This is a genomic window from Pseudomonas luteola NBRC 103146, assembly GCF_002091675.1.
GTDB classification, from domain to species: domain Bacteria; phylum Pseudomonadota; class Gammaproteobacteria; order Pseudomonadales; family Pseudomonadaceae; genus Chryseomonas; species Chryseomonas luteola.
Genome location: NZ_BDAE01000042.1, coordinates 1 through 22,407 on the forward strand (window position 1 = coordinate 1; position 22,407 = coordinate 22,407).

24 protein-coding genes and 2 pseudogenes are annotated in these 22,407 nt (G+C 49.3%); 11 read left to right on the forward strand and 15 right to left on the reverse strand.

Features of this window, described 5'->3' with window-relative positions; all coding sequences use genetic code 11:
- The coding region (locus PLU01S_RS23630) for an EAL domain-containing protein (protein WP_218019575.1) at positions 1 to 832 on the forward strand (832 nt) is incomplete at its 5' end.
- A gap of 14 nt (positions 833 to 846) precedes the next feature.
- Here the strand turns inward: PLU01S_RS23630 and PLU01S_RS23635 are convergent.
- The gene (locus PLU01S_RS23635) at positions 847 to 1,914 is read right to left on the reverse strand and encodes a plasmid replication initiator TrfA (protein WP_019364723.1); all 1,068 of its coding nucleotides are present in this window, start codon (positions 1,912 to 1,914) and stop codon (positions 847 to 849) included.
- Positions 1,915 to 3,398: 1,484 nt separating this feature from the next.
- Positions 3,399 to 3,602: pseudogene (locus PLU01S_RS23640) on the reverse strand (IS91 family transposase); the annotation flags it as partial.
- A gap of 255 nt (positions 3,603 to 3,857) precedes the next feature.
- Here PLU01S_RS23640 and PLU01S_RS25845 point away from each other — a divergent pair.
- A complete protein-coding gene (locus PLU01S_RS25845; protein ID WP_074828809.1) occupies positions 3,858 to 4,082 on the forward strand; it encodes a hypothetical protein in 225 nt (74 codons plus the stop codon).
- A gap of 413 nt (positions 4,083 to 4,495) precedes the next feature.
- Positions 4,496 to 5,215, forward strand: a pseudogene (locus PLU01S_RS26265) (RNA-guided endonuclease InsQ/TnpB family protein); the annotation flags it as partial.
- A gap of 35 nt (positions 5,216 to 5,250) precedes the next feature.
- Here the strand turns inward: PLU01S_RS26265 and PLU01S_RS23655 are convergent.
- Positions 5,251 to 5,820, reverse strand: coding sequence for a hypothetical protein (locus PLU01S_RS23655; RefSeq protein ID WP_074828814.1), 570 nt, complete (start codon positions 5,818 to 5,820; stop codon positions 5,251 to 5,253).
- A 135-nt stretch (positions 5,821 to 5,955) separates the two neighbouring features.
- On the opposite strand from PLU01S_RS23655, the gene PLU01S_RS26445 reads away from it, so the two are divergent.
- The gene (locus PLU01S_RS26445; RefSeq protein WP_353681967.1) at positions 5,956 to 6,147 is read left to right on the forward strand and encodes a type II toxin-antitoxin system MqsA family antitoxin; all 192 of its coding nucleotides are present in this window, start codon (positions 5,956 to 5,958) and stop codon (positions 6,145 to 6,147) included.
- Here PLU01S_RS26445 and PLU01S_RS23665 read toward each other — a convergent pair.
- The 3 genes from PLU01S_RS23665 to PLU01S_RS23675 form a co-directional block, all read right to left on the reverse strand.
- A complete protein-coding gene (locus PLU01S_RS23665) occupies positions 6,144 to 6,704 on the reverse strand; it encodes a hypothetical protein (protein WP_074828819.1) in 561 nt (186 codons plus the stop codon). The two genes, PLU01S_RS26445 and PLU01S_RS23665, sit on opposite strands and share 4 nt — an antisense overlap.
- Before the next feature lie 79 nt (positions 6,705 to 6,783).
- Positions 6,784 to 7,443 carry a hypothetical protein gene (locus PLU01S_RS23670; protein WP_074828822.1) on the reverse strand — a complete coding sequence of 220 codons (660 nt, stop codon included), beginning with the start codon at positions 7,441 to 7,443 and terminating at the stop codon, positions 6,784 to 6,786.
- Positions 7,444 to 7,469: 26 nt separating this feature from the next.
- Complete coding sequence (locus tag PLU01S_RS23675) at positions 7,470 to 8,018, reverse strand: hypothetical protein (RefSeq protein ID WP_074828827.1); 549 nt, start codon at positions 8,016 to 8,018, stop codon at positions 7,470 to 7,472.
- 184 nt (positions 8,019 to 8,202) lie between these two features.
- Between PLU01S_RS23675 and PLU01S_RS23680 the strand changes: the two genes are divergently transcribed.
- The 4 genes from PLU01S_RS23680 to PLU01S_RS23690 all read left to right on the forward strand — a co-directional run bounded on the left by PLU01S_RS23680 (position 8,203) and on the right by PLU01S_RS23690 (position 10,180).
- Positions 8,203 to 8,763, forward strand: coding sequence for a hypothetical protein (locus PLU01S_RS23680; RefSeq protein ID WP_074828830.1), 561 nt, complete (start codon positions 8,203 to 8,205; stop codon positions 8,761 to 8,763).
- Positions 8,764 to 8,773: 10 nt separating this feature from the next.
- Positions 8,774 to 8,929: a hypothetical protein gene (locus tag PLU01S_RS25850; RefSeq protein WP_159435111.1), complete on the forward strand. Its 156-nt coding sequence runs from the start codon at positions 8,774 to 8,776 to the stop codon at positions 8,927 to 8,929.
- Between the two features lie 164 nt (positions 8,930 to 9,093).
- Complete coding sequence (locus PLU01S_RS23685) at positions 9,094 to 9,711, forward strand: hypothetical protein (protein ID WP_074828833.1); 618 nt, start codon at positions 9,094 to 9,096, stop codon at positions 9,709 to 9,711.
- 181 nt (positions 9,712 to 9,892) lie between these two features.
- Positions 9,893 to 10,180, forward strand: a complete 288-nt coding sequence (locus PLU01S_RS23690; protein WP_139803994.1) for a hypothetical protein — start codon at positions 9,893 to 9,895, stop codon at positions 10,178 to 10,180.
- Positions 10,181 to 11,384: 1,204 nt separating this feature from the next.
- Here the strand turns inward: PLU01S_RS23690 and PLU01S_RS23705 are convergent.
- The 6 genes from PLU01S_RS23705 to PLU01S_RS26450 all read right to left on the reverse strand — a co-directional run bounded on the left by PLU01S_RS23705 (position 11,385) and on the right by PLU01S_RS26450 (position 13,747).
- A complete protein-coding gene (locus PLU01S_RS23705) occupies positions 11,385 to 11,651 on the reverse strand; it encodes a type II toxin-antitoxin system HicB family antitoxin (protein ID WP_074828847.1) in 267 nt (88 codons plus the stop codon).
- Complete coding sequence (locus PLU01S_RS23710; RefSeq protein ID WP_074828850.1) at positions 11,632 to 12,303, reverse strand: AAA family ATPase; 672 nt, start codon at positions 12,301 to 12,303, stop codon at positions 11,632 to 11,634. The genes PLU01S_RS23705 and PLU01S_RS23710 overlap by 20 nt, the downstream gene beginning before the upstream one ends.
- A 314-nt stretch (positions 12,304 to 12,617) precedes the next feature.
- The gene (locus PLU01S_RS23715; protein ID WP_074828852.1) at positions 12,618 to 12,866 is read right to left on the reverse strand and encodes a hypothetical protein; all 249 of its coding nucleotides are present in this window, start codon (positions 12,864 to 12,866) and stop codon (positions 12,618 to 12,620) included.
- Positions 12,863 to 13,087 carry a hypothetical protein gene (locus tag PLU01S_RS23720; RefSeq protein WP_074828854.1) on the reverse strand — a complete coding sequence of 75 codons (225 nt, stop codon included), beginning with the start codon at positions 13,085 to 13,087 and terminating at the stop codon, positions 12,863 to 12,865. Before PLU01S_RS23720 ends, PLU01S_RS23715 begins: the two co-directional genes overlap by 4 nt.
- Positions 13,088 to 13,386: 299 nt before the next feature.
- Positions 13,387 to 13,617 carry a hypothetical protein gene (locus PLU01S_RS25550; RefSeq protein WP_159435112.1) on the reverse strand — a complete coding sequence of 77 codons (231 nt, stop codon included), beginning with the start codon at positions 13,615 to 13,617 and terminating at the stop codon, positions 13,387 to 13,389.
- The gene (locus PLU01S_RS26450; RefSeq protein WP_159435113.1) at positions 13,589 to 13,747 is read right to left on the reverse strand and encodes a primosomal protein N' family DNA-binding protein; all 159 of its coding nucleotides are present in this window, start codon (positions 13,745 to 13,747) and stop codon (positions 13,589 to 13,591) included. The genes PLU01S_RS25550 and PLU01S_RS26450 overlap by 29 nt, the downstream gene beginning before the upstream one ends.
- A gap of 77 nt (positions 13,748 to 13,824) precedes the next feature.
- On the opposite strand from PLU01S_RS26450, the gene PLU01S_RS23730 reads away from it, so the two are divergent.
- A complete protein-coding gene (locus PLU01S_RS23730) occupies positions 13,825 to 16,038 on the forward strand; it encodes an ATP-dependent helicase (protein WP_159435114.1) in 2,214 nt (737 codons plus the stop codon).
- A gap of 9 nt (positions 16,039 to 16,047) precedes the next feature.
- On the forward strand, positions 16,048 to 18,030 hold the full coding sequence (locus PLU01S_RS23735) for a hypothetical protein (protein ID WP_074828862.1): 1,983 nt from the start codon (positions 16,048 to 16,050) through the stop codon (positions 18,028 to 18,030).
- Positions 18,031 to 18,247: 217 nt separating this feature from the next.
- Here the strand turns inward: PLU01S_RS23735 and PLU01S_RS25555 are convergent, their stop codons facing one another.
- From PLU01S_RS25555 to PLU01S_RS23745, 3 genes are all read right to left on the reverse strand, one after another.
- On the reverse strand, positions 18,248 to 18,775 hold the full coding sequence (locus tag PLU01S_RS25555) for a hypothetical protein (protein ID WP_139208901.1): 528 nt from the start codon (positions 18,773 to 18,775) through the stop codon (positions 18,248 to 18,250).
- 114 nt (positions 18,776 to 18,889) lie between these two features.
- On the reverse strand, positions 18,890 to 19,327 hold the full coding sequence (locus tag PLU01S_RS23740) for a hypothetical protein (protein WP_074828868.1): 438 nt from the start codon (positions 19,325 to 19,327) through the stop codon (positions 18,890 to 18,892).
- Positions 19,311 to 20,108 carry a DsbC family protein gene (locus PLU01S_RS23745; protein ID WP_074828870.1) on the reverse strand — a complete coding sequence of 266 codons (798 nt, stop codon included), beginning with the start codon at positions 20,106 to 20,108 and terminating at the stop codon, positions 19,311 to 19,313. The genes PLU01S_RS23740 and PLU01S_RS23745 overlap by 17 nt, the downstream gene beginning before the upstream one ends.
- A gap of 150 nt (positions 20,109 to 20,258) precedes the next feature.
- Between PLU01S_RS23745 and PLU01S_RS23750 the strand changes: the two genes are divergently transcribed.
- On the forward strand, positions 20,259 to 22,043 hold the full coding sequence (locus PLU01S_RS23750; protein ID WP_074828873.1) for a hypothetical protein: 1,785 nt from the start codon (positions 20,259 to 20,261) through the stop codon (positions 22,041 to 22,043).
- Positions 22,044 to 22,407: the final 364 nt, after the last annotated feature.

Sequence of the window (22,407 nt, forward strand, 5' to 3'; positions counted from 1 at the left end):
AGGCCACGCCGGATTAGAAGCTCTGCGCGCTTTCCGCTTACATCCCCGGCCGAATGGGCGAGGGTTTACGCGGGATTTTGCTAAAAACAGAGGTCAAGACTTGATGGTTTTTGACTCGGTTCGAAGCGACTGGCAGGTAACTGGGCTTGTGGGTGAACTATTACTCGGTAACCCATTGGACAACGTCATACAGCTATACCGCCAGCGTATTCAGTACCTGGATGGCCAACATCATTTTGAAGTTCTATCCCGGGTAAAAGGCCAGTCAGTAGGCGCCGCAATGATCATGATTGAGCAGCTTCGGCTCTCAAAGGATTTTGATCTTATGCTACTCAAGCGAATTATCGAAACAGTGGGGCCGAATGATCCGCTTCATACGGTCAATTTCAGTAATCAGTCCATCACTGACTCGGGCACATTGCTTGAAGCGATTTCCATTATCAAAGGGCGGACAAACATTGCTATCGAAGTGACTGAAACAGCTCAGATTATTGATTTTAAGAAAGTAGGGCTGGCTATCGATATGTTGGTTGCAGCCGGGATCCCAGTATACTTAGATGACTTCGGCGAAGGCGCCTCAGCGCTAAGCCTTTTGGAGATGCCATGGTCAGCGCTCAAACTGAGCAAGACTATCTGTCATGAGCATGCATCTCCGGATATCCTGGAGGCTGTCATTGCACTCGCACAAAACCGCAAGATGACCGTTATTGCCGAGTGTGTTGAAAGCCAGGCACATATGGATCGATTAACCCGCTACGGCGTCGACGCTTTCCAGGGCTATCACATTCACCGGCCAGAGCCTTTTGGATCTTCTCAGCCTATTAAGAGCTGACTGAGTGGGCGCCTTTACTCCGAAACATCGATCACGGGTAGATCGAGTGCAGACCGTACACGTAACGACGGATGAAGCTTAAGCCCGGAAACCATCTCCTCGTTTTTGTCGTTACGGTAGAGCTCCCAGCCTTTTTCGATCCAACCTTCAGCCTCGTAATGGATAAGGTTCTTTTTGAAATCCGATTTAAAGCGTCGCTTCACCTTTTCATATACGGAAATCGATCCGATATAGATAAAGTAGTTCTCAAGCTTGATCGGATAAACACCGTCCCGGTGAGAGGCAATGAAGGGCAGTATCTTTTTCCCAAACCTGTCCAGCTTTGAGTAGATCTCAAAGGGCAAAAGGGTCGTGTTGACCCCGTCAAAGAAAACCGCGGTTACCGGATCCAGATTGATAAGCATCCGTCCGGTATGATTATTGACTGTCTGGCTTTTGATGAACTGCATAGTGATCTGCACTTCCTCATCAGCTTCCAGCGCAGCTGCAATCATCTTAAGTTGCGGCCCGTACAGGTTATCAATGTATTGGCGAAAGAACTTGCCGTCGGGCAGGTCACCGGTCATTGGGCTGGTGAGAAGGAAATACAAACGGCTCAAGGCCGACTTGCACGAAATTCTGATTTGACCTTCCTCCAGGTCATCCAGAAGGCGCTGTACTCTCTTGCGGTTTTCACCAGCATCACTTAGCTCAAGCCATTCAAGAATCTTGGATTTTTGAACGTTTACTGGCTTGGTTAATGACTTACCTCTGGCGAGGAGCAACAGACGAGCCAGGACATGCTCATGATCAACTGTTAAAGCTGGGCCCTTGTATTGGATCGTACCGGTTCCAAAGACAAAAACCTCTGTCCACTCGCGAAATTCTCCCCCTAGTTTATTGGCGCTAAACAGACCGCTCCTGAGGATAGGGTTTGACTGCTCGTAGTACTTTTCGTTGGTGAATGGAAGGATGCCCTGGGCCGATTCTAGATCAAACTTCTGCTTAAGGTAGTTACGCCGAGTTCCAACGACATCTTTCACCGGATCGGGACTTGTTAGCTTGAATTCTAATTCCATCTCGTTAGCGGCAGGCCTTGTCATAGGATTCCATGCGGAGTTCGATTCACTGGTTCTTGAATGGTATATGCCCGAGCACTAGCTTTCCTGCGTAATTTGAGAACGATTAGTCATAAGAAGCTAGGGCCTAGGGATTTCTTGTTTGGGAGTCCGTAGTTTCGTGAGCGCTTGAATCACCTTAAATGACAAGACTTGGATAGGTACAGCCCAAAACGTTCTGCTATAGCCGGCTTAAGCGTCTGCTAAGTCATTAAAAACTCAGCCCAGCTTGTACACAAAACTACGGAATATCTATTTAGAACCCTCTCTACTGCGCGCCTTTCGGCTCATAGCGCACACGAAACTACGGCTCCTAATGCAAGACGCTCGATGCAATGACCAAGTGACGCATGAGCAAAGTAGGCGTACACAAAACTACGGCTAAAATGTATGCGCACACAAAACTACCGGATTATCACGTCATTAGGGGCGCTCACAAAACTACGGACTAGATACTGCGTAGCTCTTAGAGCAGGGGAGGGCTATGAATACGCACAAGAAACTACGGGGTTATCAGGGGCCTGACCGAGCGCTCACAAAACTACGGTCACTTAAAGCAGGGCCAAGCACTATCAAGCGCTAAGTAAGCAGAAACAACAGGAAGAAACAGACCTAGCGCTCACAAAACTACGGGCGCCACTGCAAATTTGAGGTCATCAGCCCAACAAAATGGCTACACGGAGTCAAAACGCACAGAAAACTACGGCATAAAATACAAAATATCGGTCCTTGGAGGCATAACCCTAAGGATCGGTTCACATATGAACTCGACGTCAGCAACCAGGCGCTCAGAAAACTACGGCCAAAACCCACAATTTTCTCTTGAGCGGTAGCCTTAGAGGACTTTGAGTTCCTAAAAAGCCCAAAGCCCAGTAGTTATGCGTGCTCCAGACGGAACATCAAAAAGTTGTCTACAGCTTTAACACAGGAAAATAACAGGATATAAACAAAAAAACGGGTGATTAACCACAGGCCAGCGTAGTTTCGTGAGCGCCAACGTAGTTTCGTGAGCGAGACCCGTAGTTACATGAGCGCCTCCGTAGTTATGTGTACGCATGCCGTAGTTTTATGTACGCCTACCGTAGTTTCATGAACGCTTCCCGTAGTTTCGTGAGCAGCATGATTGACGGGAAGCGAAGCGTGACGGGACTTGTAAGACTTTTTGGCTAATCCCTAACCCCAAGTACTAACCCCATACTCTAATCAGTGTGAGACCCCTGCTCTTCAAAACCCAAAAAAAACCACAATTTAATTGATTGTAACCAGCAACGATTCGTTTTTTGGCTTGATGTGTAGGAATTACAAAGATACCTACACATCAAGAGAGGCGTCAGGCAAGAATGTTACGGCACGATTGGCCTGGGAGAGTCAGAGACCGGATAGCAAATTCAAGCAGCTTTCGCTGTAAACTGCTGATCGGGAAGTAATTTTTAGCCCTAAACCTGCACTGCGGACGTACCTTCCCCGCATCACGGTTTCACGTACCTCATCCGCGCAATCGCGTGGGCATGGGTCATCAGCCCCTTTACCGTCAGCCCGCTGATCGCTGCCGTGTACACCATCTTTGCTCCACACAGCCCGCAGCTGAACGGATCAACGTTTAAAAACGCCTTCGCCATCTACGCGAAATACAACTTCGGTGCCGGTCCTGGCGTCGCCATCTTCAGCGCCTCAGTATCTTGATCTTTCGCTGCAAATTCAGCGAACGAGTTTGGCAACCCGACAACGAAAAGCGCACAAGCGCACAAGCGCCCATAGACCATGCTCGCGCTTTTTTGTGTCTGCATTTTTGTCATGGCAGCTGTGCAGGGGATCCCTTCGGGTATGCCGGGCTCCTTTCGTCCCGGTTCGCCAACCTGCGTACAGCTGCCTCCATAATCGTTTGGCGACGGTTCGTGGTAGCTCCATAACGGAAGGAGCTCTCGACTATGGCCCAGCACGATCCTGCATTGATAGAACGTAACGCAGATTTAATCCTATACGCAGGGCATGCATTACAGAGCATTGCAGAATTAGTTGCGCAAAGTGATATACCGGAAGAAGGAATCAGCCATATTACTCAGGAGCACCGGATCAACTTGATGCGTGCTGTTGAAGTGATAGGGGAAAGCCTTGTAAGACGCAGCCATTTCCTTCGTACGCTGACTGAGTAAAGATTGAGGCTGAAAGGGCATACGTCAAGACCCTAAGGGTTCGAGTCCGAGACAAGCATGCTCCTTTGCTCAGTAAGATGGCTAAGGGCGTCAACTTAGTTTGGAATTATCTCAACGAGTTGAGTAGTCGCGCGATTAGGGAAAAAGGTGTCTTCCTCTCTGCCTACGATCTGCAGAGATATACCAATGGTTCATCAAAGGCCCTCGGGTTAGCAGGGCATACTATTCAGTGTGTTGGCCAGTCATATGTACAAAGTCGGATCAAAGCAAAAAAAGCAAAACTTGGCTGGTGAAAATCTTCCGGTAGCCGCAGATCATTGGTCTGGATACCAATCAAAACTAATTCAGCAAAATGGATTAATGGCTAAGTCCTTTATCACGGGCATTACTTCAAAGTATGGGACAGTTACGGCCTAAGCAAATACAAATTTCTTTCAGCGACTTTTAGTGAGGATGTTCGAGGCCGCTGGTACTTCAACGTCGCTGTTGAGGTAGAAGTAAGTCCTTCATCAGGACAAGGTTCTGTGGGAATCGATCTTGGCCTAAAAACAACTGCCACCTGTTCTGATGGCCGACAGCTTGAAAATGGTCGCTTTTATAAACAGCTTGATGAAAAGTTACATAAGGCACAACGAGCTGGCAGGAGAGATAAATCCAAAGCCATACACCGTAAGATAGCTAATCGCCGTGCTGACGCACTACACAAGTTCAGTCGGGAAATAGTAAATAGCTACGGTACGGTTGTAGTGGGCGACATAAGTCCCACAAAACTCGCAAATGGAAAGCTGGCTATGTCCGTGTATGACGCGGGATGGTCCATGTTAAGAACGATGTTGACCTATAAATGCGCTCACGCAGGCATCGTTTTCAAAATAGTAAAAGAGAGGTACACCACCCGTACCTGTTCGTCTTGCGGTTCCCTGTACGGACCAAAAGGTGTAAATGGGTTACGTATAAGAGAATGGACTTGCATGGAATGCAGTGTCATCCATGATCGCGACATTAATGCCGCTAAGAATATTCTCGCGCTCGGGCATGAGCGTCCTTTAGAGGAAATTCTCTATGAAAATATGAGAAAGATGCCAATAAGCATGCCGGCTATAAACGAACTAACCGGAAAAAAGTCAGGATAGGCTTCCGGTTCACGTAGATATAGGCCGATAGGCCGTCACTTGGGTACCACTCTGTCCTTCCCTTGTAGCTCATTCTGAGCTGCGTCAAGAGCTGCAGTGGTTAATTCCTGCAGCTTTTCGACCTTCTCTTTCATCTCGATTTCGTGCTGTTTGAAATTACTGTCAGACCAATAATCTACAAGCACCCCAACGCCTTGGAGATGATGCTGGAGATCAATAATTTCTGCGATCAGTGCTCTCAGAGGAATAGCCACACCTGAAGGTAGGCTGTTAAGCATTGGACCAGCGCCTACTACTTGTGGGAAGTGATACTTATAACTGCCGTCATAGGGGTCATCCGTGACGACTACTGATGAGTCACCGCCTTGGTCGCGGATATCTACGTGAGCTTCCAATGAACGCTCAAGAGCCAGGAGGGCTGGATATACTCCTAAAACAGCGTTGCGTGCGGATTCTGTCTTTTCAGCTCTGCGATTCTTTCGCTGTCTCCAGCTAGTCACTGCAGGCACTGCCAATGCCACCGCAATGGCTCCGATCGATCCTATTGCTTGAATCCAGGAGGCCCATTCAGACGAATTCTTGGGCCATATTTCCATCAGCGTCATATTCTTTCCTTAGTTGTTTGATGTATTTAGTACATCATTCATGCATCAATAATACATCTGTTATGTATTAAGATTACATCAGATGCATTTATAATTATCCAGATGAATACAAGGAGTGAAGTGATGAGATGCCCCATGTGCGGCCAGGCGGACCTGGTGCATGACACGCGTGATCTGCCATATAGCTACAAAGGTCAGACGACTCTTATCAAAGGTATGACAGGCGACTATTGCGACGCCTGTGACGATGCAATTTTTAGTTACGACGAAACGGGGCGTCTCTCACAAGCGATGGCAGATTTCAGAAGGAAGATCGATGCCTATTAGTTCTTTATGCGTAGTTCTTTTGAAGCCGCATCAATAGCCTTGTCAGCCAGCTGCTTTAGCTGCATCGCATCCTCACGCATGAACTCCTTGTTGTTGATCCAGTAAGAATGAAAACCTGATTTCTGCATGGCAGGTATGCTCTGCATCCATTGATCAAGATCGATTAAGCCCGTTATAAGATCTCGCAACGCTTCAGCAACATTGTCAGGCATGTCTCCCAGGCTCGGAACAGACGCCATGATATTTGGGATAGCTTTCTGGAAGTCTCCTTCATGCGGGTCATTATTAATAAGGTCGTCATCACTGTTCAGATCTGGGTCGTGCATCATGACAAACGTTGCTAGAGATCCTTGGAGCTGCTTTAGATGCGGATAGATAACCAAGATTGAATTGCGTCCTTTCTGTATACGCTCTTCTTTCTTTGCTTTCCTCTGTCTCCAACCTGCTACAGCAGGCACAGCCACTGCTACCAGGATAGCGCCTACCGATCCCACCGCCTGCACCCAAGCCGCCTGCTCAGAAGGGTTGAGCTTTGCTATCCACTCCATGAGTGTCATCAGAATATCCTTATTTAGCTAAAATCAATTGATAAAAACCATGCATTCCTCATGCATTAGTTATACATCTGGCCACTATTTACGAATCTATATCTGATGATTTTTCCCATGCCTTAGGCATTAGTAAATCCAGAAGGTGGATAGCCCAGCTGTTGAGAGCATAAGGGGATCCACCTATAGAGTTTGGCCTGGATTCTTCCAGTAATCCTAAGCGGATGAGGCTCATAAAAATCAGCTTGGCTTCTGGGTCACGTACTAACAAGAAACCATTATTGGTAGGCTCAGTTGGGCCTGCGTTCCTGATGCCTTCCGAGTACTTTTCAGATTTAGCCTCAATGAGGAAAGCGATCTCATCAGCGGAGATGTCTCTGATGAACCTGCCTAGTTGAATGGCTTGATAATCTCCAAGTGTCGAGCCGTTTTCCAAAGTGTTTCTGAAGGCGTTAATCAGGTATTCAGTTTTGGCCTCCGATGAGCTCTCTCTCACAGCTAACGTAACTTCTTGGATCATCTTCAGCTGCTCGTTAGTAATGCGCTTTTGGCTATTGATGTGGTTCTGGAGGTCAGTCTGCATCCGAATAGCAGCTCTATGGACCATATCCATTTGCCGGCCGGCAGCATCTGTGCCCATGATTGATGCGACTAGACCGCCAAAAGGCAGAGCGCTTAACCCAGAGTTGAAGATTGCTGTAACGGTTGGGTTATCGACAAGTTTCGTGAGTTGGTTTTTTTTACTCATTGCATTCCCTCGGTCGATAATTAACCCTAGGCTGCAGCCTCGATTACGGCCCTGCTAGCTCCACGAATAACATCAAAGACTCTCTTAGCTTCTTCTCGCAGTTCGGCTATTTGGTCTTTGCTCAGGCTTTGCAATCCTACATGCTCGGCTCCAGGGATCGATTTTATAGTGTTCTCCAAAATGATTAATTGTTTCATAAGCACCCTAATCGGTTCAGCCAAGGTCTCTGGCATGTCATCCAGTACAGGCGCATAGCTCATCAATTGAGGAATGTGCTTTTGAAAATCTCCTTCGTCCGGATCTGTATTGAAGAGCACCGTCCCCATTTTGTTTTGCGGATCGTGCCTTTCACAAAAACACGCTAGGGATCGAGACAAGTCCATCAAGATTGGAAACATCACCACGGCTATGTTCTTGGCCCTTGCTTCACGTTTCTTATTGGCGGCTCTCCTCTGTCTCGCACTGGTAACAGCAGGTATCGCAACAGCGACACAGATAGCTCCAATCGATCCTATTGCCTGAATCCAAGCGGCTAGTTCGGATGAGTTCTTGGGCAGCCATTCCATGAAAGTCATTATGCTTCCTTAGGTTATTTATATCTGATGTAATTTATACATCTATCATGCATCTAAAGTACATCAGGCATACATTAAAAGGTAATCAGATCATCAAGATTACCGGCAAGGTGACCTTGCAAGGGTTCGTGCTTGAAGAGGGGATTTACACTATGATAAGCCCTCGTTCTTTAGGTATGTGGACATGGCAGACCACCAGCTTCGATTGGAAAAGTACGTTGATTTCGATAATGTAAATCCCATTATCGGCGTGTTAAATAACGCAGTTCATGGCGATCAAATCGAGATATTGATTGTTGCCAATCGAGGTGGGGCAGTTGACGCAGCATTCGATCTAGTCGATGCCATCAGGCAGACCAAGGCCTCAGTAAAGCTGAGGTTCAGCCGATACATCATTAGTGCTGCTGCTTATATATGGTGTTGGTTTTTCGTCAGACCCGAAAGCCATGTAGAAGCTGAACTGCCACATAAACCAGGGGTGGTCGTTTACCACCGGCCCAGACGGATACTGAATGATGAGCACATAGTATTCTTGGATGAGCTGGATCCAAATCATCCATACTGTGCTCTAATGAAGGTAATAGTGGACAAATTTGATGAGCTCTTCGACGAGCTGTTGGTTGTTATGGGTTACTCTGTAGCCAACGATCAACCAATCAGATTCGAAGATGCAGATTTCAGACATGAGCGGTACCACATGCGTACTGCTTATTATGCGAATCACGATGTTACGTTACCGGCGTAAGGAGGACTGAATGATCAGCCTTAGAAACGTAGACCGCTCAAAGATCGTAAACAAGCATTCGAAAGAAAGCCTGGACGAACGTCAGCGTCAGTACAAGCTTGAAGAAGAGCGCTTGCTGGAAGACTGTAAAGCTCGTGGATGCGCTATGCCGCGTATCGTTGGGTAATCAAGTCTCAACGGAGAAGCCCCCTAATAGGGCTTTTTTGTGCCTGGAGTATTTAGACTTTTCAAAAAGGCATGATAGTCTTTGGTCTGAACCTGTGACCTGGCCGAAAGCTGGATCACGTGTGGACGAAAACCACTTCATCTGACGAAATCGGAGAACTTCGCATGACTACGCCTGCGTATTCCACTCTATTCTCATGCCTTTATGACGAGCCCGCTCCAGTCGGTAATCTAGGCCGAGGCGCTCATTATTCAGTGTTCCGCTCAGTAGAGTGGCTTGATGTAACACGAACACGTTTAGATATACCTCAGATACATGATTTTGCAGTTATCTGGGATGAGGATCATGACACTCGTGTAATTGAGGTCATTGAGCAGATTTACATGGCGGGACTACTTTCACCTGTCCAATTTATTGGTGAGCGTAAGGGCTTTCTTACAGTTATCGTTGCCGCCAAATTTTACTGGCATGGCAGCGACGCAGACACGCAAAACTACATCGACCAGATTACTCATATTGCTGCTAATGCTAGCCACGGCGACTACTGGCAGGCTGAGGTCGGTATGTTCGACAGATCTCCTATGGACCCTACACATCAAACTGAACTGCACGGTTTGATCGCGGCTGAAGAGCACCGAGTTATTACATATCTGCGGAACATAGACTCGCTGTGGGGACTTGGGACTAAACCATATGCTCCTCATGAAAAGCCGCTTGAGTTTCCTCCACTTCTTGATATCACCACACCCCCTCCTTCGGCACCGCTCCCATTTAAATGGTAACTCGACTATAGCGGGCTTAAATCCTGGGTGCCCGCTATAATCCAAGCGTGACATGCCTCGGGCAAAGGTTGTTCGTGTGTTGCACCCCGGCGCGTTCTCACCCTCCGCGTCGGGGTTATATCTATTTAGCATCTTATGGATGCATGCTATACATTACCTATACATTAGTAATGTATTTGACATGCATCGATTAGGCATCGTTATGCATGCCAAAGCCTTCCAGGCTGAGCTGCTCTCCAACCTTCCGTTGCAAACCATAATGTCCTGGGCAGTAATGCCGATCCGGACCAACTTCCCGCGCGTGGTAGTCGCACAATGGCCGGTCACACGTCTTGCTCCGCTTTTCAACTACGTAGTCACACAGGTTGGTACCGACCGCTCCGCACTCAACGCAGTGCTTGCCAAGCTGGCCGCACATGTGGCCTACCGGTTTGCGGTCCTGGTCATACAGCATGTAGCAAGGCATTGAGGGCTCCGATGTTTGTCTTCGAAAACACAAACACAAACCTTATGTTTGTGTTTGACATACATACATAGAGCAGTTCAGCTAAAAGCGAATGGGAACTCCCATTCGCAGCTAGCCCGTAGCCGCTCTAGAAGAGCGGGCTCATCCTGTCGGCTACAATGCACAGCGATGTCTAGGTAGTAGTTCTGACCATTGTGGATGTAGTAGATAAGCCACTCACCAGTTAAAGCATTCCTGGCCCTGCGGCTTGCATATCCGTTATGGACCACAGAATGGGAAACTAGACTAGCTAGGCCTTGGATTTCATCTTCCACCAGATCGTCTACTGAATCCTTGCCAAGAGTCTTGCACGCCTTTTCGATCTCTCTCTTAAGAAGCTCTTTTTTTTCAGCATGCGGCCCGAACCAATGAATGTCCAAGTTCTTATTGATAAACGCTGAATCAGTCCAGTGCTTGTGCCAGAATCTACCAAGGTGAGGGCCTTTAAATTGAGTCGCTGGCTTAGTGTTGGTTTGCCTTGACGAAGTGGCTCCCTCGAGAAGCGCAATTTCATCAATCACACGAGAAGCATTGAAGCCTCGATACATCACGCCGTTGTATAGCTTTAGCGTTAAGGCTTCGCTTAAGTAGGGCCAGAATGGCTCATTTCTGCAGACGAGCCTCTTTAACCGCACGGCTTCGTACCTATAGGCGTATGGCATGACTGCAACCCTATTAATGCATATTTGATGTATGGTGAATGCATATCCAATGTCTGAAGTGCATTCACCATACATTAGCAATGTATTGATTATATATAATCAATACATCCGTAACTTTCGCAATTGCTTACTGAATCGCTCTGTATGGAAAGCACTGCAGCGATCCTGGCCGCAAGATCCTGAGCCGCTGAACTGTCAGTACGACAGGCATACAGCTCAACATACACTCTGGCTGCAGCAAGCAACCGGGTCATCTCCGTTATCGTCTCCTGGCTCATGCTCGACCTCTTGCCAAATGAGCTAGTAGTACAAGCCTGAACCTGGGGGAAAGGCTGGCCAGATAGTTGATCAGTACCCAGTACGGCATATCAGAAACTTTTTTTATGGACGTGTTGAGTACTACGGTATGATCCGCATGTGACATATAAAAACCTCTCGCAGGGTCTTTGTGTGTTACAGGCCAGCGCGGTCTTCGACCACCGCGCTGGCCAGCTTCTTTGATTCGCTCAGTCGGCCTTCGCCAGACGCTCTACTTCATCTCGCAGTACCTGCTGTACCCACGTAGTCCGGGTCATACCCCTACGCTCTGCGTACCTGTCGATCTGCTCGAGCAGCTCCATTGGATAGAGCATGGTAACCGGCTGCTTCTTCTTGGCCGGCTTCCTGGTCATGGCGTCTGGGGCAGCCTCAACAAATGCTTCGGCAGCTGCCTCGCTTGAGGCTGGCTTGTTACGCATGCTCGGCGGTAGGTTGTTAGGCAGCTGTTTGGCCATCTTCATCTCCATAAATCAAATTCATAAGGGCTTTCAGCTCGGCGCTCGCCTTCGGGTCTGGCTTCTCCAGCTCATCCACGCAAAGGCCGAGTCCGAACGCATCAGCAAATGCATCGCGCTTCACAATGACAAGGTCGTCCTGGGGGAAGAGTGGGAAATGCTGTACGACTCGCTGAGCACTCAGGTTTCGAGCGTTTGAGAAACCGGGCTTTGCGTTGTTGAGGATGCAGTGAACGCGCAACTCCTCATCACGGACGCTCAAGGCCTCCTCGAGCAGCGCATGCATTTCCTCAAGGGCCCAGGTCTCGACGGCAGCAACCGAGTTAGGGATCAGCAGAACATCAGCAAGCAAGAGCGCTGCACGAATGCTCGAGGAGTCCTGGCCACCTGAATCGATGACGATGTCATCAAACATGTCGCGCTGGAGCTTGACCTGAGTCCGCAATTCTTTCCCGTCTGGGTAATGGCCTACGATAATTCCCGGCTCAACGCCTGAATCATTACGCAGGGTTAAAGCTTTGATAGAGGAGGGGCGTCTGTCTGCATCGATCAGCCAGACTTTGCGCCCTTGCCGCGCTCGACTCACCGCAAGGTTGAGGGCAAGCGTGGACTTTCCAATCCCACCTTTGACGTGGGCTACTTGCACAATCATGGACGCCTCCCGTGGCAGCTGGTTGATGTGTGGGAAGCATACTAGCATTATGGTAGATGTATGGTCGATGTATATTTAATGTATTTCTAGTGCATAGCTTACACTGAACCTGCACTTAAAATGCATCTGATCTCTTAGTACTGCCCGGTGTATACCAAGTAGTACATATAGATGAGTCCAGCCGCAATGAACCAGGCGACGACTTCCATCAGGGTGATTGGATGCTTCGGCTTCTTGGTCATTACCATCGAGTTCTGACGTATGTACTGCAGTTGGAGCCCCGCTGATGCTTTAAGTGCTAAGCCTGATCAGGCTCAGCTGGAAAGGCCTCGCTCCTCTGGCAGTAGATCCCCATTGCTCTCGAAGTCATCCCTTAGTGTCTCCAGAGTTTCGTCCGCGGCCATGCTGATAACTACCCGAAAGCTAGTGAAAGACTTGCCTGTTTTTGGATTGATCTCTGGCGCAGCCATCGAATGTTTACATGCTGCCTGAGCCCAGAGAGGCATCACGCGAAAGGACCTGTCCAGGCAGTTGATCAGGGGAGAGCGTTCTTCTGAAGTCATTGCCTCTGTACCTCCTTCACAGCATCAGTGATGCGCTTCATGAGTCGCTTGCGTGCTCGTTCTTTCTCAGTCTCGGTCAGCACCTCAGCAAGATACAGCCGGGTAATGGCATGATTCAGATCCTGCAGGCTCTGCACCTGGTCGAGCTTGAGTCCATAGGGCTTGAGCTGTTCCACGAGACTCGGCGCCAGCACACCCATCTTTACTGACAGATCAGTCAAAACTGTTCCTCTCTGTACACGTTGAGATTTAGCCTGAGCCTAGTTTTGGCCTGCATGATCTCGGCAACCGTGGCCTGTCTGACAGAGACAAGTCCGCTGGCTGGGTGCCGACGCATGACCCAGCCGCAATGACTCAAACGAGGATCCAGAATGATTACGTGGACATCATCGTCACAGAGGATCATTTTCAGGTCAGACGGCAAAGCTAAAGGGCCATTGCCTGGTGCTGGCGCCATCGACTCATCAGGTCTAGAAGCCAGCTGTAGATGCTGCCTTGCGCTTCGAGCCACTCCTGGACGTCACCACCGCTCCACATCTTTGGAAGCATCGATGGAAACTGCAGCTGCACCGGATTGAGCTGGCGCTGCTGCCAGACTTCCATCGACGGCGCCGTTACACCACAGCCACCGCCAGGTTTGCCAGGATGCCTCATCCCATAACGGAGCCCTATCCAATAAGGATTCAACTGGTCTGACTTTACTAGCTTGTTCACAAGGGACCTCAGCCTTGGGACCTAGCGTCAGTCCCATAACCGTTCGACGTCCAAAAGGGGACAAGTACTCGGCAGCCTGGGGCCGGGAGATCTCCAAGCTGCTCGGGCCACATATAGGTAAAAGCCGTATCAACTGGGCAGAAGACCGCTACTTCAATAAAACGCATATCTACCCCGGAGAGTCCATTCGTGCTATAATTTACTATGATAGATACAAAAGCATACTTCAATGGGAGCAGACGAAGTGAGCGCTTTGACCGATCAGTATCCTTGGCTTGAAGGCTTCTCTGAAGAGCAAGTCTTAGCGGCAACGCATGATGCAGAGCACGCTATCGTGTCGGCAGCCCCAGGCTCCGGCAAAACGAAGATGGTCATCGGCTACTGCGGTGTTCTTCTTAAGCGTGGCAACAGGCCAGACTCCATCTTGGGGCTAACCTTCAGTGTCGATGCTGCCAAAGAAGTAAATAACCGTCTTAGTGCCCTCGACGTACGTGGTACTGACAAGCTTCAGTTCCGGACGATTCATAGCTTCGCTAATGAAGTCCTTACCGTCGCACAGGAAGAAAAAATGCTTCCAGAGCGCGAGCTGATTACGGAAGAGAGCACAGCGAGCATGCTAGCTCGTAAAGCGCTTGCTGATGCGGAAGGTGGTAATCCCTGGGATGTTGACACTCTGAAGGTTGATACTCTACGTCAAGCCTTAACCAAGGCTAAGGCAGGCCTTGTGAGATTCGAAGAGATTACCGATCACACCGTTTTATTGGGTTTTGCTGAAGAAGACGAAGAGGTAGCCAAAGGCATTCTGGCCCATGAGCGAATCCGGCGAGAAGAGAACCTCCGGACGTTCGATGATCTCATCTATGACCTGGCCAGGCTTTTTGAAGACTCCCCTGAAGCCCGCGCCTGGGCTGGTAATGAGTTTGCCCATATCATCGTTGATGAGTACCAGGACGTAGATGATGCCCAACAGGTAATTCTCCTTACCCTTTTGGGATCACGCGGCAAACTATTTGTTGTAGGTGACGAAGACCAGTGCATCTATGACTGGCGCGGCGCCAATCTTGAGTACATGACTCGTGGACTTGAGATCAAGCTTGGGGAGCAGAGCGTTACGCGTTACCAACTTTCAAAGACGTTTCGATACGGCCACGAAATCGCGGTCGCAGCTAATAGCCTGATTCGCAACAATACAGATCGTCCCAGAAAGCTATGCATCTCGAATGTCAGCACGCCTCGATCCACCATTGCTCTGCGTATGGCTTCCACCAAGGGCGGTGATCGCTACTGGCCTCAGGCTGTGCTCAAGGATCTTAAGGACTGGAAGGACGAAGGCCGGCAAATGCGTGAGGCCGTGGTGCTTGTTAGGACTTATGAGGTCGCAGCGCCACTTGAGATGCAACTTATTAGGGAGCGCATCCCCTATATCATCGAAGGCCGCGGCATTCTAAGCATGCCTGAGGTCAAGGCGATCAATGCTTACGCAATCATGAGTGATGCTGAGATGTTTGAAGCCTGTGGCCCGGAAGGAAAGCAGGAAATGCTTGCATCCATGCTTGGCTCGCCCGGCATGTTCCTGCCTCGTAAATTCATCTCCCGTATGTCTGACTCCTTGGCTAACGCCTCCCTTCAGGACGTGCCAGGCGCACTACGACTCGTAGGTAACACTGATGGCCTTCGTCCATTTCAGGTGACGAGCCTACGTAAGCGGGCCGACCTTTTAGAGAAACTAGCCCGTCCCGACAACAGCATGGCTGATGTCGCCACACTGATCTGGAACGAGTTGGACTGGCGTGGTGACGTGCAGCGCCGTATCAGTGACCCGCTCAAACGTAATGACCGGCTGAACGTAATCAACCTGATGATTCGTGAAGTGTCGCGCTATGACAGTGTTGAGTCGATGCTCGATACGTTCTCTGAGCGCATGGAGCAGGTCGAAATGCCCGAGCTGATGAAGGATCCTCTGCTCATCAAGTCCATCCATAAAGCTAAGGGCATGGAATGGCCGCTGGTGATTATCCCAGGCCTGGTCGAAGGACAGTTCCCTCATATGCTTCCAGACCGACCAGTTAATATGGAAGCCGAGCGACGCCTTGCTTACGTTGGCATCACTCGTGGTAAGGAAAGGGTACTGCTGGTTGCTCCCAATGATCTGGAACTAGCCAACCGGTGGAAGATTCCAGTCAATCCAGCTGAGTCGCGTAACGCTCAGGAAACTGAAGGTATTACTAGCCGATTCCTGAATGAGCTAGAGCCTGAGGCTATTCGTGCCGCCCGTACGTGGCTATATGGGGAAGGTGAAAACCCAATAGTCGAATCATTATTTGAATATGCCGAGAAAGCCGGGCGTCCCCTTCCAGGCGCGCATGTAACCCCGTTAGGCAAACTGACTACACAACCATTAGCTACCGAAGCGCCAAGCATCGAGCTTGAAGACTTCGAATTTGACTTCAATTTCTAAGGCCAGACCATGAGCGAAAACGAACGCCGCAAAATTGCCCATATCCGTATCCGCGATGTGCTGGCCATTGAAGAACTTGAGCTTCCATTAAATGGAGAGGGCCTCCAGCTCTCAGGCCGAATGGCTTCAGGTAAGACATCGGTACTGGATGCAGTAAGTGCTGCATTTGGTAAAAGTCGCCGGTCTGAGATGTTGCGCCAAGGTACTGAGCGCGGTGAACTACTTATCGTCCTGGACGATGGGCACCAGATCAGCCGTGAAATTACTCCTGATGGACTATCTAAGCCGACGGTGAGAAAGCCAGACGGCTCCCTTATGTCCAAACCTGCGGATTTTCTTTCTCGTCTGGCGCCGGCAATCGCCCTTAACCCCGTTGAGTTCCTGCAGGCCAACGAAGAGCGAAAGATTCGCATGTTGGCAGATGCGTTCCCAGTTCCAGTAGCACTCGATGAGCTAAAGACGCTGGTTGGGGATTCACTGGATTTTTCATCTTTGGCCGATCGCAACGATATTAAGGGTATCGAGCTTGTGATGGCCGCCATGAAACTGGTCAACAAGAAGCTTAGCGAATCCAAAATCAAAGCAGACCAGGTAGAGGGCCAGGTCAAAGCCATTGAGAAGATGATTCCTCAGGAATTTGATCCAGAAAGTGTTCGTGGGATCTCTTCAGCTGATCTTGCTAGAGAGCTGGCGCAGATTCAGCAGCACAATAGACTTGTAGATGAAGTCCAATCCAACCTGGCGAAAGTGGAGCGCGCCAAGGGTGGAATCGAAAACCAAATTCAGCAGGTCAACGCTCAAATAGCTAACCTTCAGGCTGAGCTTGAGCAGCTTACCACTCGCCTGAGACAGAGCGAAGCTAAGGTGTCTGAGCATCATGATTGGTTGGCTGGGAATCCCAGGCAGGACACAGATAGACTTCAAGATAGCCTGAATCGACTGGATGAGCAGCGCACTATCCTTGGCCAATATGATCAGATGAAAGACCTTGAGGAGCAGGCAAAGCAGCTGCGTGATACCGAGTCGTCCATTGCAAAGGCAAAGAAGCGGCTAAGTGCATTCCCCGCTGAGCTTACTGAGCGTGCTCAGATCCCTATCAAAGGTCTCAGCATCGAAGATGATCGGATTCTTTTAAATGGCCTTCCTCTGGACAATCTATCGGATGGCGAACGCCTGCAATTAGCCATTCAAGTAGCAGCGGCCGGCGCAGGGGAGCTGGGTATCGTTTGTATCGACGGCGCCGAGCGCATGTCAGACACGCAGCGTGAAGAACTGCTAAGCAAGCTTGAGCAGCAAGGTATGCAGTTCTTTGTTACCCAGGTAGCCGATACTGACCTGATCATGGAGCGCCGGGTACGCCGTGATGTCGAGGCGGTAGCCGTAGCAGCGGTTGCGCCGGCGGCTGAAGTAAGCCCGGCTTCGGTTGCAGCTAGCCTAGCGGCAGAAGAAGCTGAGCTAAGTCATGCAATAGATGAGGACAATGACGCGGAAAAGACCGCAACGGAGTCTCTACGTGAACTATTTGCAGAAGCTAATGTGCAGAGTCCTCTGACAAGTGATGCGCATTTCTCGAACGAGCCGGATCCCCTAGACGAAATGCCAGGGTTCACCGATACCTCGGAGCCCAGTGTAGAAATGAGGAAACAGAGCGAGTCGGAAGAGGACGATGGCTATGCAGTCGCTGAGGATTTTGTATCTCCTCAAGCCGAAGCCGCGGTGCAATATGCTGACATGCCTGGTTTTACAGCAGAAGAAACAGGTGCAACTGATTCAGAAGGCTATGAGCAAGCGGATGACTTTTATAGCCCTCAGCCCACCTTATCAAACAACGATGATGGGTATGGAGAGATCCCAGGCTTTGATTCGGGGCTGCCTGTAGTTGAGGATCAAATTCCGCAGCGTTCAGCTGAGGTATCGGTTACACCTAAGCCCATAACAAAGCCTGAGCCGGCACCAGAGTCAGCTGATGATGAATTCAATTTCAACTTCTGATCAAGTTTGATTCGAAATGCCCGCTTATGGCGGGCTTTTTTTTTGCAGCCTCAATTTTAAGAGATTAGCCGTGCAGATGACGTGGAGGCTTGACGCTGCAGGAGCGCGTAAGGCATATGTTTGCCTGGTTAGGAGTCTTGCAGTTAATGGCAATACCTTGCGCGTTGGGATGAGTAGTGCTGGAAAGACGTCTACAGTGATATTGACATACTGCGATTTACATTCCTCGTAGTACAGAAATCTTTACCAGTCGGCTTCGGAGTTTTTCATTTGTTTCGTGCAAATGATTCAGTGCTCTTCTAAGTAAGTAATTTTGAAATAGGCCTGTTTTATAGAGGTAAGGGTAAATATTACCTTCGAATGTAACCCACCATTGGACTAAAGACTCCCTATCGTAATTATCTTCCAGCTCAATTTTTTTAACTATCAACCCTTTCGAACCATAAGGCAAAAAATATCTTGGGTCGTTATTTCTAAAATGTTTTCCAGATCCATTAAAATCGAATAAGACATCAGGTGTATGGTGGTTATGTACGTCGTATCGTAAAGGCTGTGAAACAGAACCAAGCCATTCACAAGTCATTCTAGCCCCTCTTGTTGGTTGAGTATTAGGATACTCTCCAAGAACACCTAGGAAGTTCATTCCGGCATCATAACTTCCCGGGTTTCTATATGAGCAATAGCTTTTCATAGCTATCATACTAAGAGCATTTTTAGGGCTAGTAATGTGAGTAAGTTGGACCATTTTTATCTATGAGAAATAGTGAAAAGCTCAAGCTTTCTAGGAATATCAAAAGTGGCTATAAATATTGTAGTTATAAGCTGCATTGATAAACCAAAAGATCAAACGCCTTTATTATTAGATCACGTTGTATTCTAGTGATGGGAGGTCAACCGTTATAAGCTGTACTACTAAGTGAAGACGCCACCATTCGGCAGAGATAGCATCTGGAATTTTAGCGAGGACAGAAAGGTCATCAATCGTAAGCACTTTCTTAAACCCATTAATTTGATAAGACTGACTTGGATGATGAGCTGCAGGCTGAGTAGGCACAAGCCATGCTAGCGCTTGCGCCGCATTGTGAAATGGATGGACACCTGTGTACCCCAGATCAGGAGTAATCCTGAGGGCGGTGATATGGGCGCGATCTTTCGGAGCAATTGATTTTAATAGCCGAATCAGCGGTGAATCTGGCTCGGCTAGAATAGGAGCTACACCCGTGGCGATGTACTTACTCATAGCGGCTGGCCGGCGAGCTAGATAGTCCATCGTCTTGGCATCAACGGGCTTGCGCATGGTTGACCTCGGATGCAGCGGCTAGAGCCTTTTCAGCGATCTCACTTAATGGGCTATATCTTGCCAGGGTAGAACCGTCTGCAAACACTGTGAAAGGGGTGCCCTGCAGCATGATCTTGCGTCCAAACGTCTGATACTTTTCCAATATCGGTTCGCACTCTGCAGCCGCGGGAATACTCTTGCTTTGGTAAGCAAGATCCATTGCTTGCTTTCTATCCTTCGCGCACCACACACCACTCATGGTTGACCAGGCGGCTCCTTTGCGGCCTCCTCGTACAAACGGTAGGTATCGAACCTCGATTCCCCTTTGGTTCAGCTGCGAAATTTGCTCATGCATCTTGTGGCAGAACTGGCAATCCGCATCAACAAGTACATACATGGTGGCTGTTACCGGCCCGCTTGGTGTGTAAGCGATGTAATCCTCGGGTTTTACTTCGCTGAGTAACGCTCGGGTTTGCTCCTGGTTACTGAGCTGAGTAAGGTCGATGATCTCGCTATTAGTAAAACTGTATAGCTGGCCAACCATCACCTTACGTGTACCTGGGACGCTATAGAGCACCGGGCCGCTATCGCTACGTAACTCACAAAGCCCTAGAGCGCCAGCAGGCTTAACCGACACAATCTTACTAGCCTGCCCAGAGTGTTTCAGCAGGGCCTCGCTAATCCATGAATAGTCTGCTGGCTGCCCGCAGCCCGTAGTTTCCTGAGCGTATGAAACAGCGCTTAATAAAAGGGCGGCTAAGCCGACATAGATCTTCTTGGTACTAAAAGTGCGAGTCATTCGATTGCCCTGAATGTGACCAATTTTTAGCGAAGCAGTGTGGATGCGGAAGCTAAAACTCTATTGTTCCATCCGTTCCGCTTTGCTAATGTATATATGGAAATATAACTTATCTTTAGCTGAAGATACCATAAACCTAAGGGGTTCGGGATGCAGTTTCAGCGTGGCGTGATTAAAGTTCTGGCAGCAGCCCTGATCGCTGCCCAACTAGGGGGTTGTGCAGCTATGGGCGGATTACAAATGCCATCTATGCCCAGCTCTATGCCTAAAGGGCTTACCGATGCGCTTAGTTTCAATAAGTCGTCATTCAAGGGGCCATTGAATGCTGCCGACTTGGCTGAAGCTCAGCGGGCAGCTGCAATTGTTCAGGCAGCTCAAAGCGGCAAGATCGGATATACCCAGCCCGAGTATCAGCGCCGTTTAGGTCGCTTTCATGAAACACGTGATGCAATGAAGGCTGCTGGCACTCACTACACGCAAGAACAATTCCTCGCATTCTCAACTGCGCTGACTGACCTTGTTTCTTACGTTGATCTGATTGAAAGAGGCGGCTTCAAGGCCTCAACGTCAAAGCCTTCCAATTCTGCCTTACAGAAAAGCTACCTGATTCAACCGGGACAGATTGCTAACTTCTCATTCAATGGTTATTGCCTGAAATTCGGTGACGAGCGCCCAGCTGCTAATGAGCCACTTCAGTTGATTAGCCCCGAAAAGGTATGGCCTGGAAAAATGGCCTCTGTTTACCGAAACCTAATGAAGTCCGCTCCTCAATCCACTGCTGGCTATGTCACCTTTTCAAATGGCCGCGACAAAGATCTGCAGATGGCCTTGTGGACCCTGCAAGCTGTACGAGACGGATCGTTCAACCAGTCGCTCTATAGCAATCTTTCTGCAGAGCAGGTAAGCCGTCTGACAGCCGCAGGCTTTAGCCCACAGATGATCTCGGCGGATAGCTTGATGAAGGCCGGGTTCAATAGTGCTACAGATATGATTGAGAGCACACTGAAAGCCAAGCTGGCCCCTCAGCTTTCTCAGGCCTCTGGAGCCATGAGTCAGCTTGGCTTTAGTAGTGATAATCCATTTAGCAATCCGCCGATCCTGAACAACCCGCAGGCTTTAGAGGCTAGTTTGAATGACTGGCTCACTTCGCCTGCAATGGAAGCCCCCTCAAGGGCAGCGGCTGCTACGACAGATCCACTACAGTATTCAATTCTCGGCCCGTCAGTTGCGGCTAAAACTACCTCTGACGGTTCTTTGAATGGACGTATCCAGGTAGCTAACCTTTCTTCAGCTCCTTTCGCATTCGCACCTTCTGAGTACGTTGCAAATGCCCGATCTGCGACTCAACCGGTAGCGCTTTCTAACTGGTCGCCTCAGGGTTCCAAGTCAGGCGTTACAGTAGTCAAAACTTCTTCCGACTCTGCGATTTTGGCAGCGCTGAAAGATGATCTATCGGATCTGGCTCAGGACAAGACCTTCAAGGTTTTTACAGCGAGCGACTCCGCTCTGCTTGGTTTTGCAAAAAGTATGTTCAAGTCAAAGGTTGGCCAGACCTTGGTGACCTCCATGCCAGTCGTAGGCAACGTTATTAGCTTGGGTATGTTGCTGACCGGGAAAAAGCTGGACGGTACTGATATGGAAGGCTTCGATTATGCCTCCGCAGCTATCGGAATGGTTCCAGTAGCAGGCAATATCGCCAAATTGATGGGGCCGGGTGTCCGTACTGTAGCTGAAAGCCTCGCCAAGTATGGGACCGGTATCCCTCGCGAAGCTCTCGACACGGCGTTCCAGGTTGCAGGTTCTGATACGTTTGAATACATGAACGATATGATGCCGAGCTGGTTAAGCGATGCTTACAACTCTATTGCTAAACAAACCATCGAAACTATCCCCGCCGCGACGCAATATGCCTCGGCAAACGGAATCAGAATTTGATTCATAGGACTATGACAAAAAGCCTGCTTGCAGGCTTTTTGTCTATATCAGCTCATATCTACCAATCTGGCTCTTGGCGCAGAGGACGCTGGCCGGGTGCTCAAACCTGGTGAAACGCTTGTAGATCAAGTAAGGGTCAGAGCTAATCTAGTACTCACCGTCAAGCAGGCCTACGCGACATATCCCGTTCTTGGCCAGACCTGGCAAGAGATACTTTCTTCTCTCCAGTAGACGCCTCTTCATATCCATGGCTCAAAAGCCTGTGGCGAGACGCAGTGGAGTTGGGATGGAGACTATCAAGTGACTGCTCCCCACCCAGGCGGGCGAGGCTTCCAACTTCTTAGGCTGCAACCGGCACTTGGCA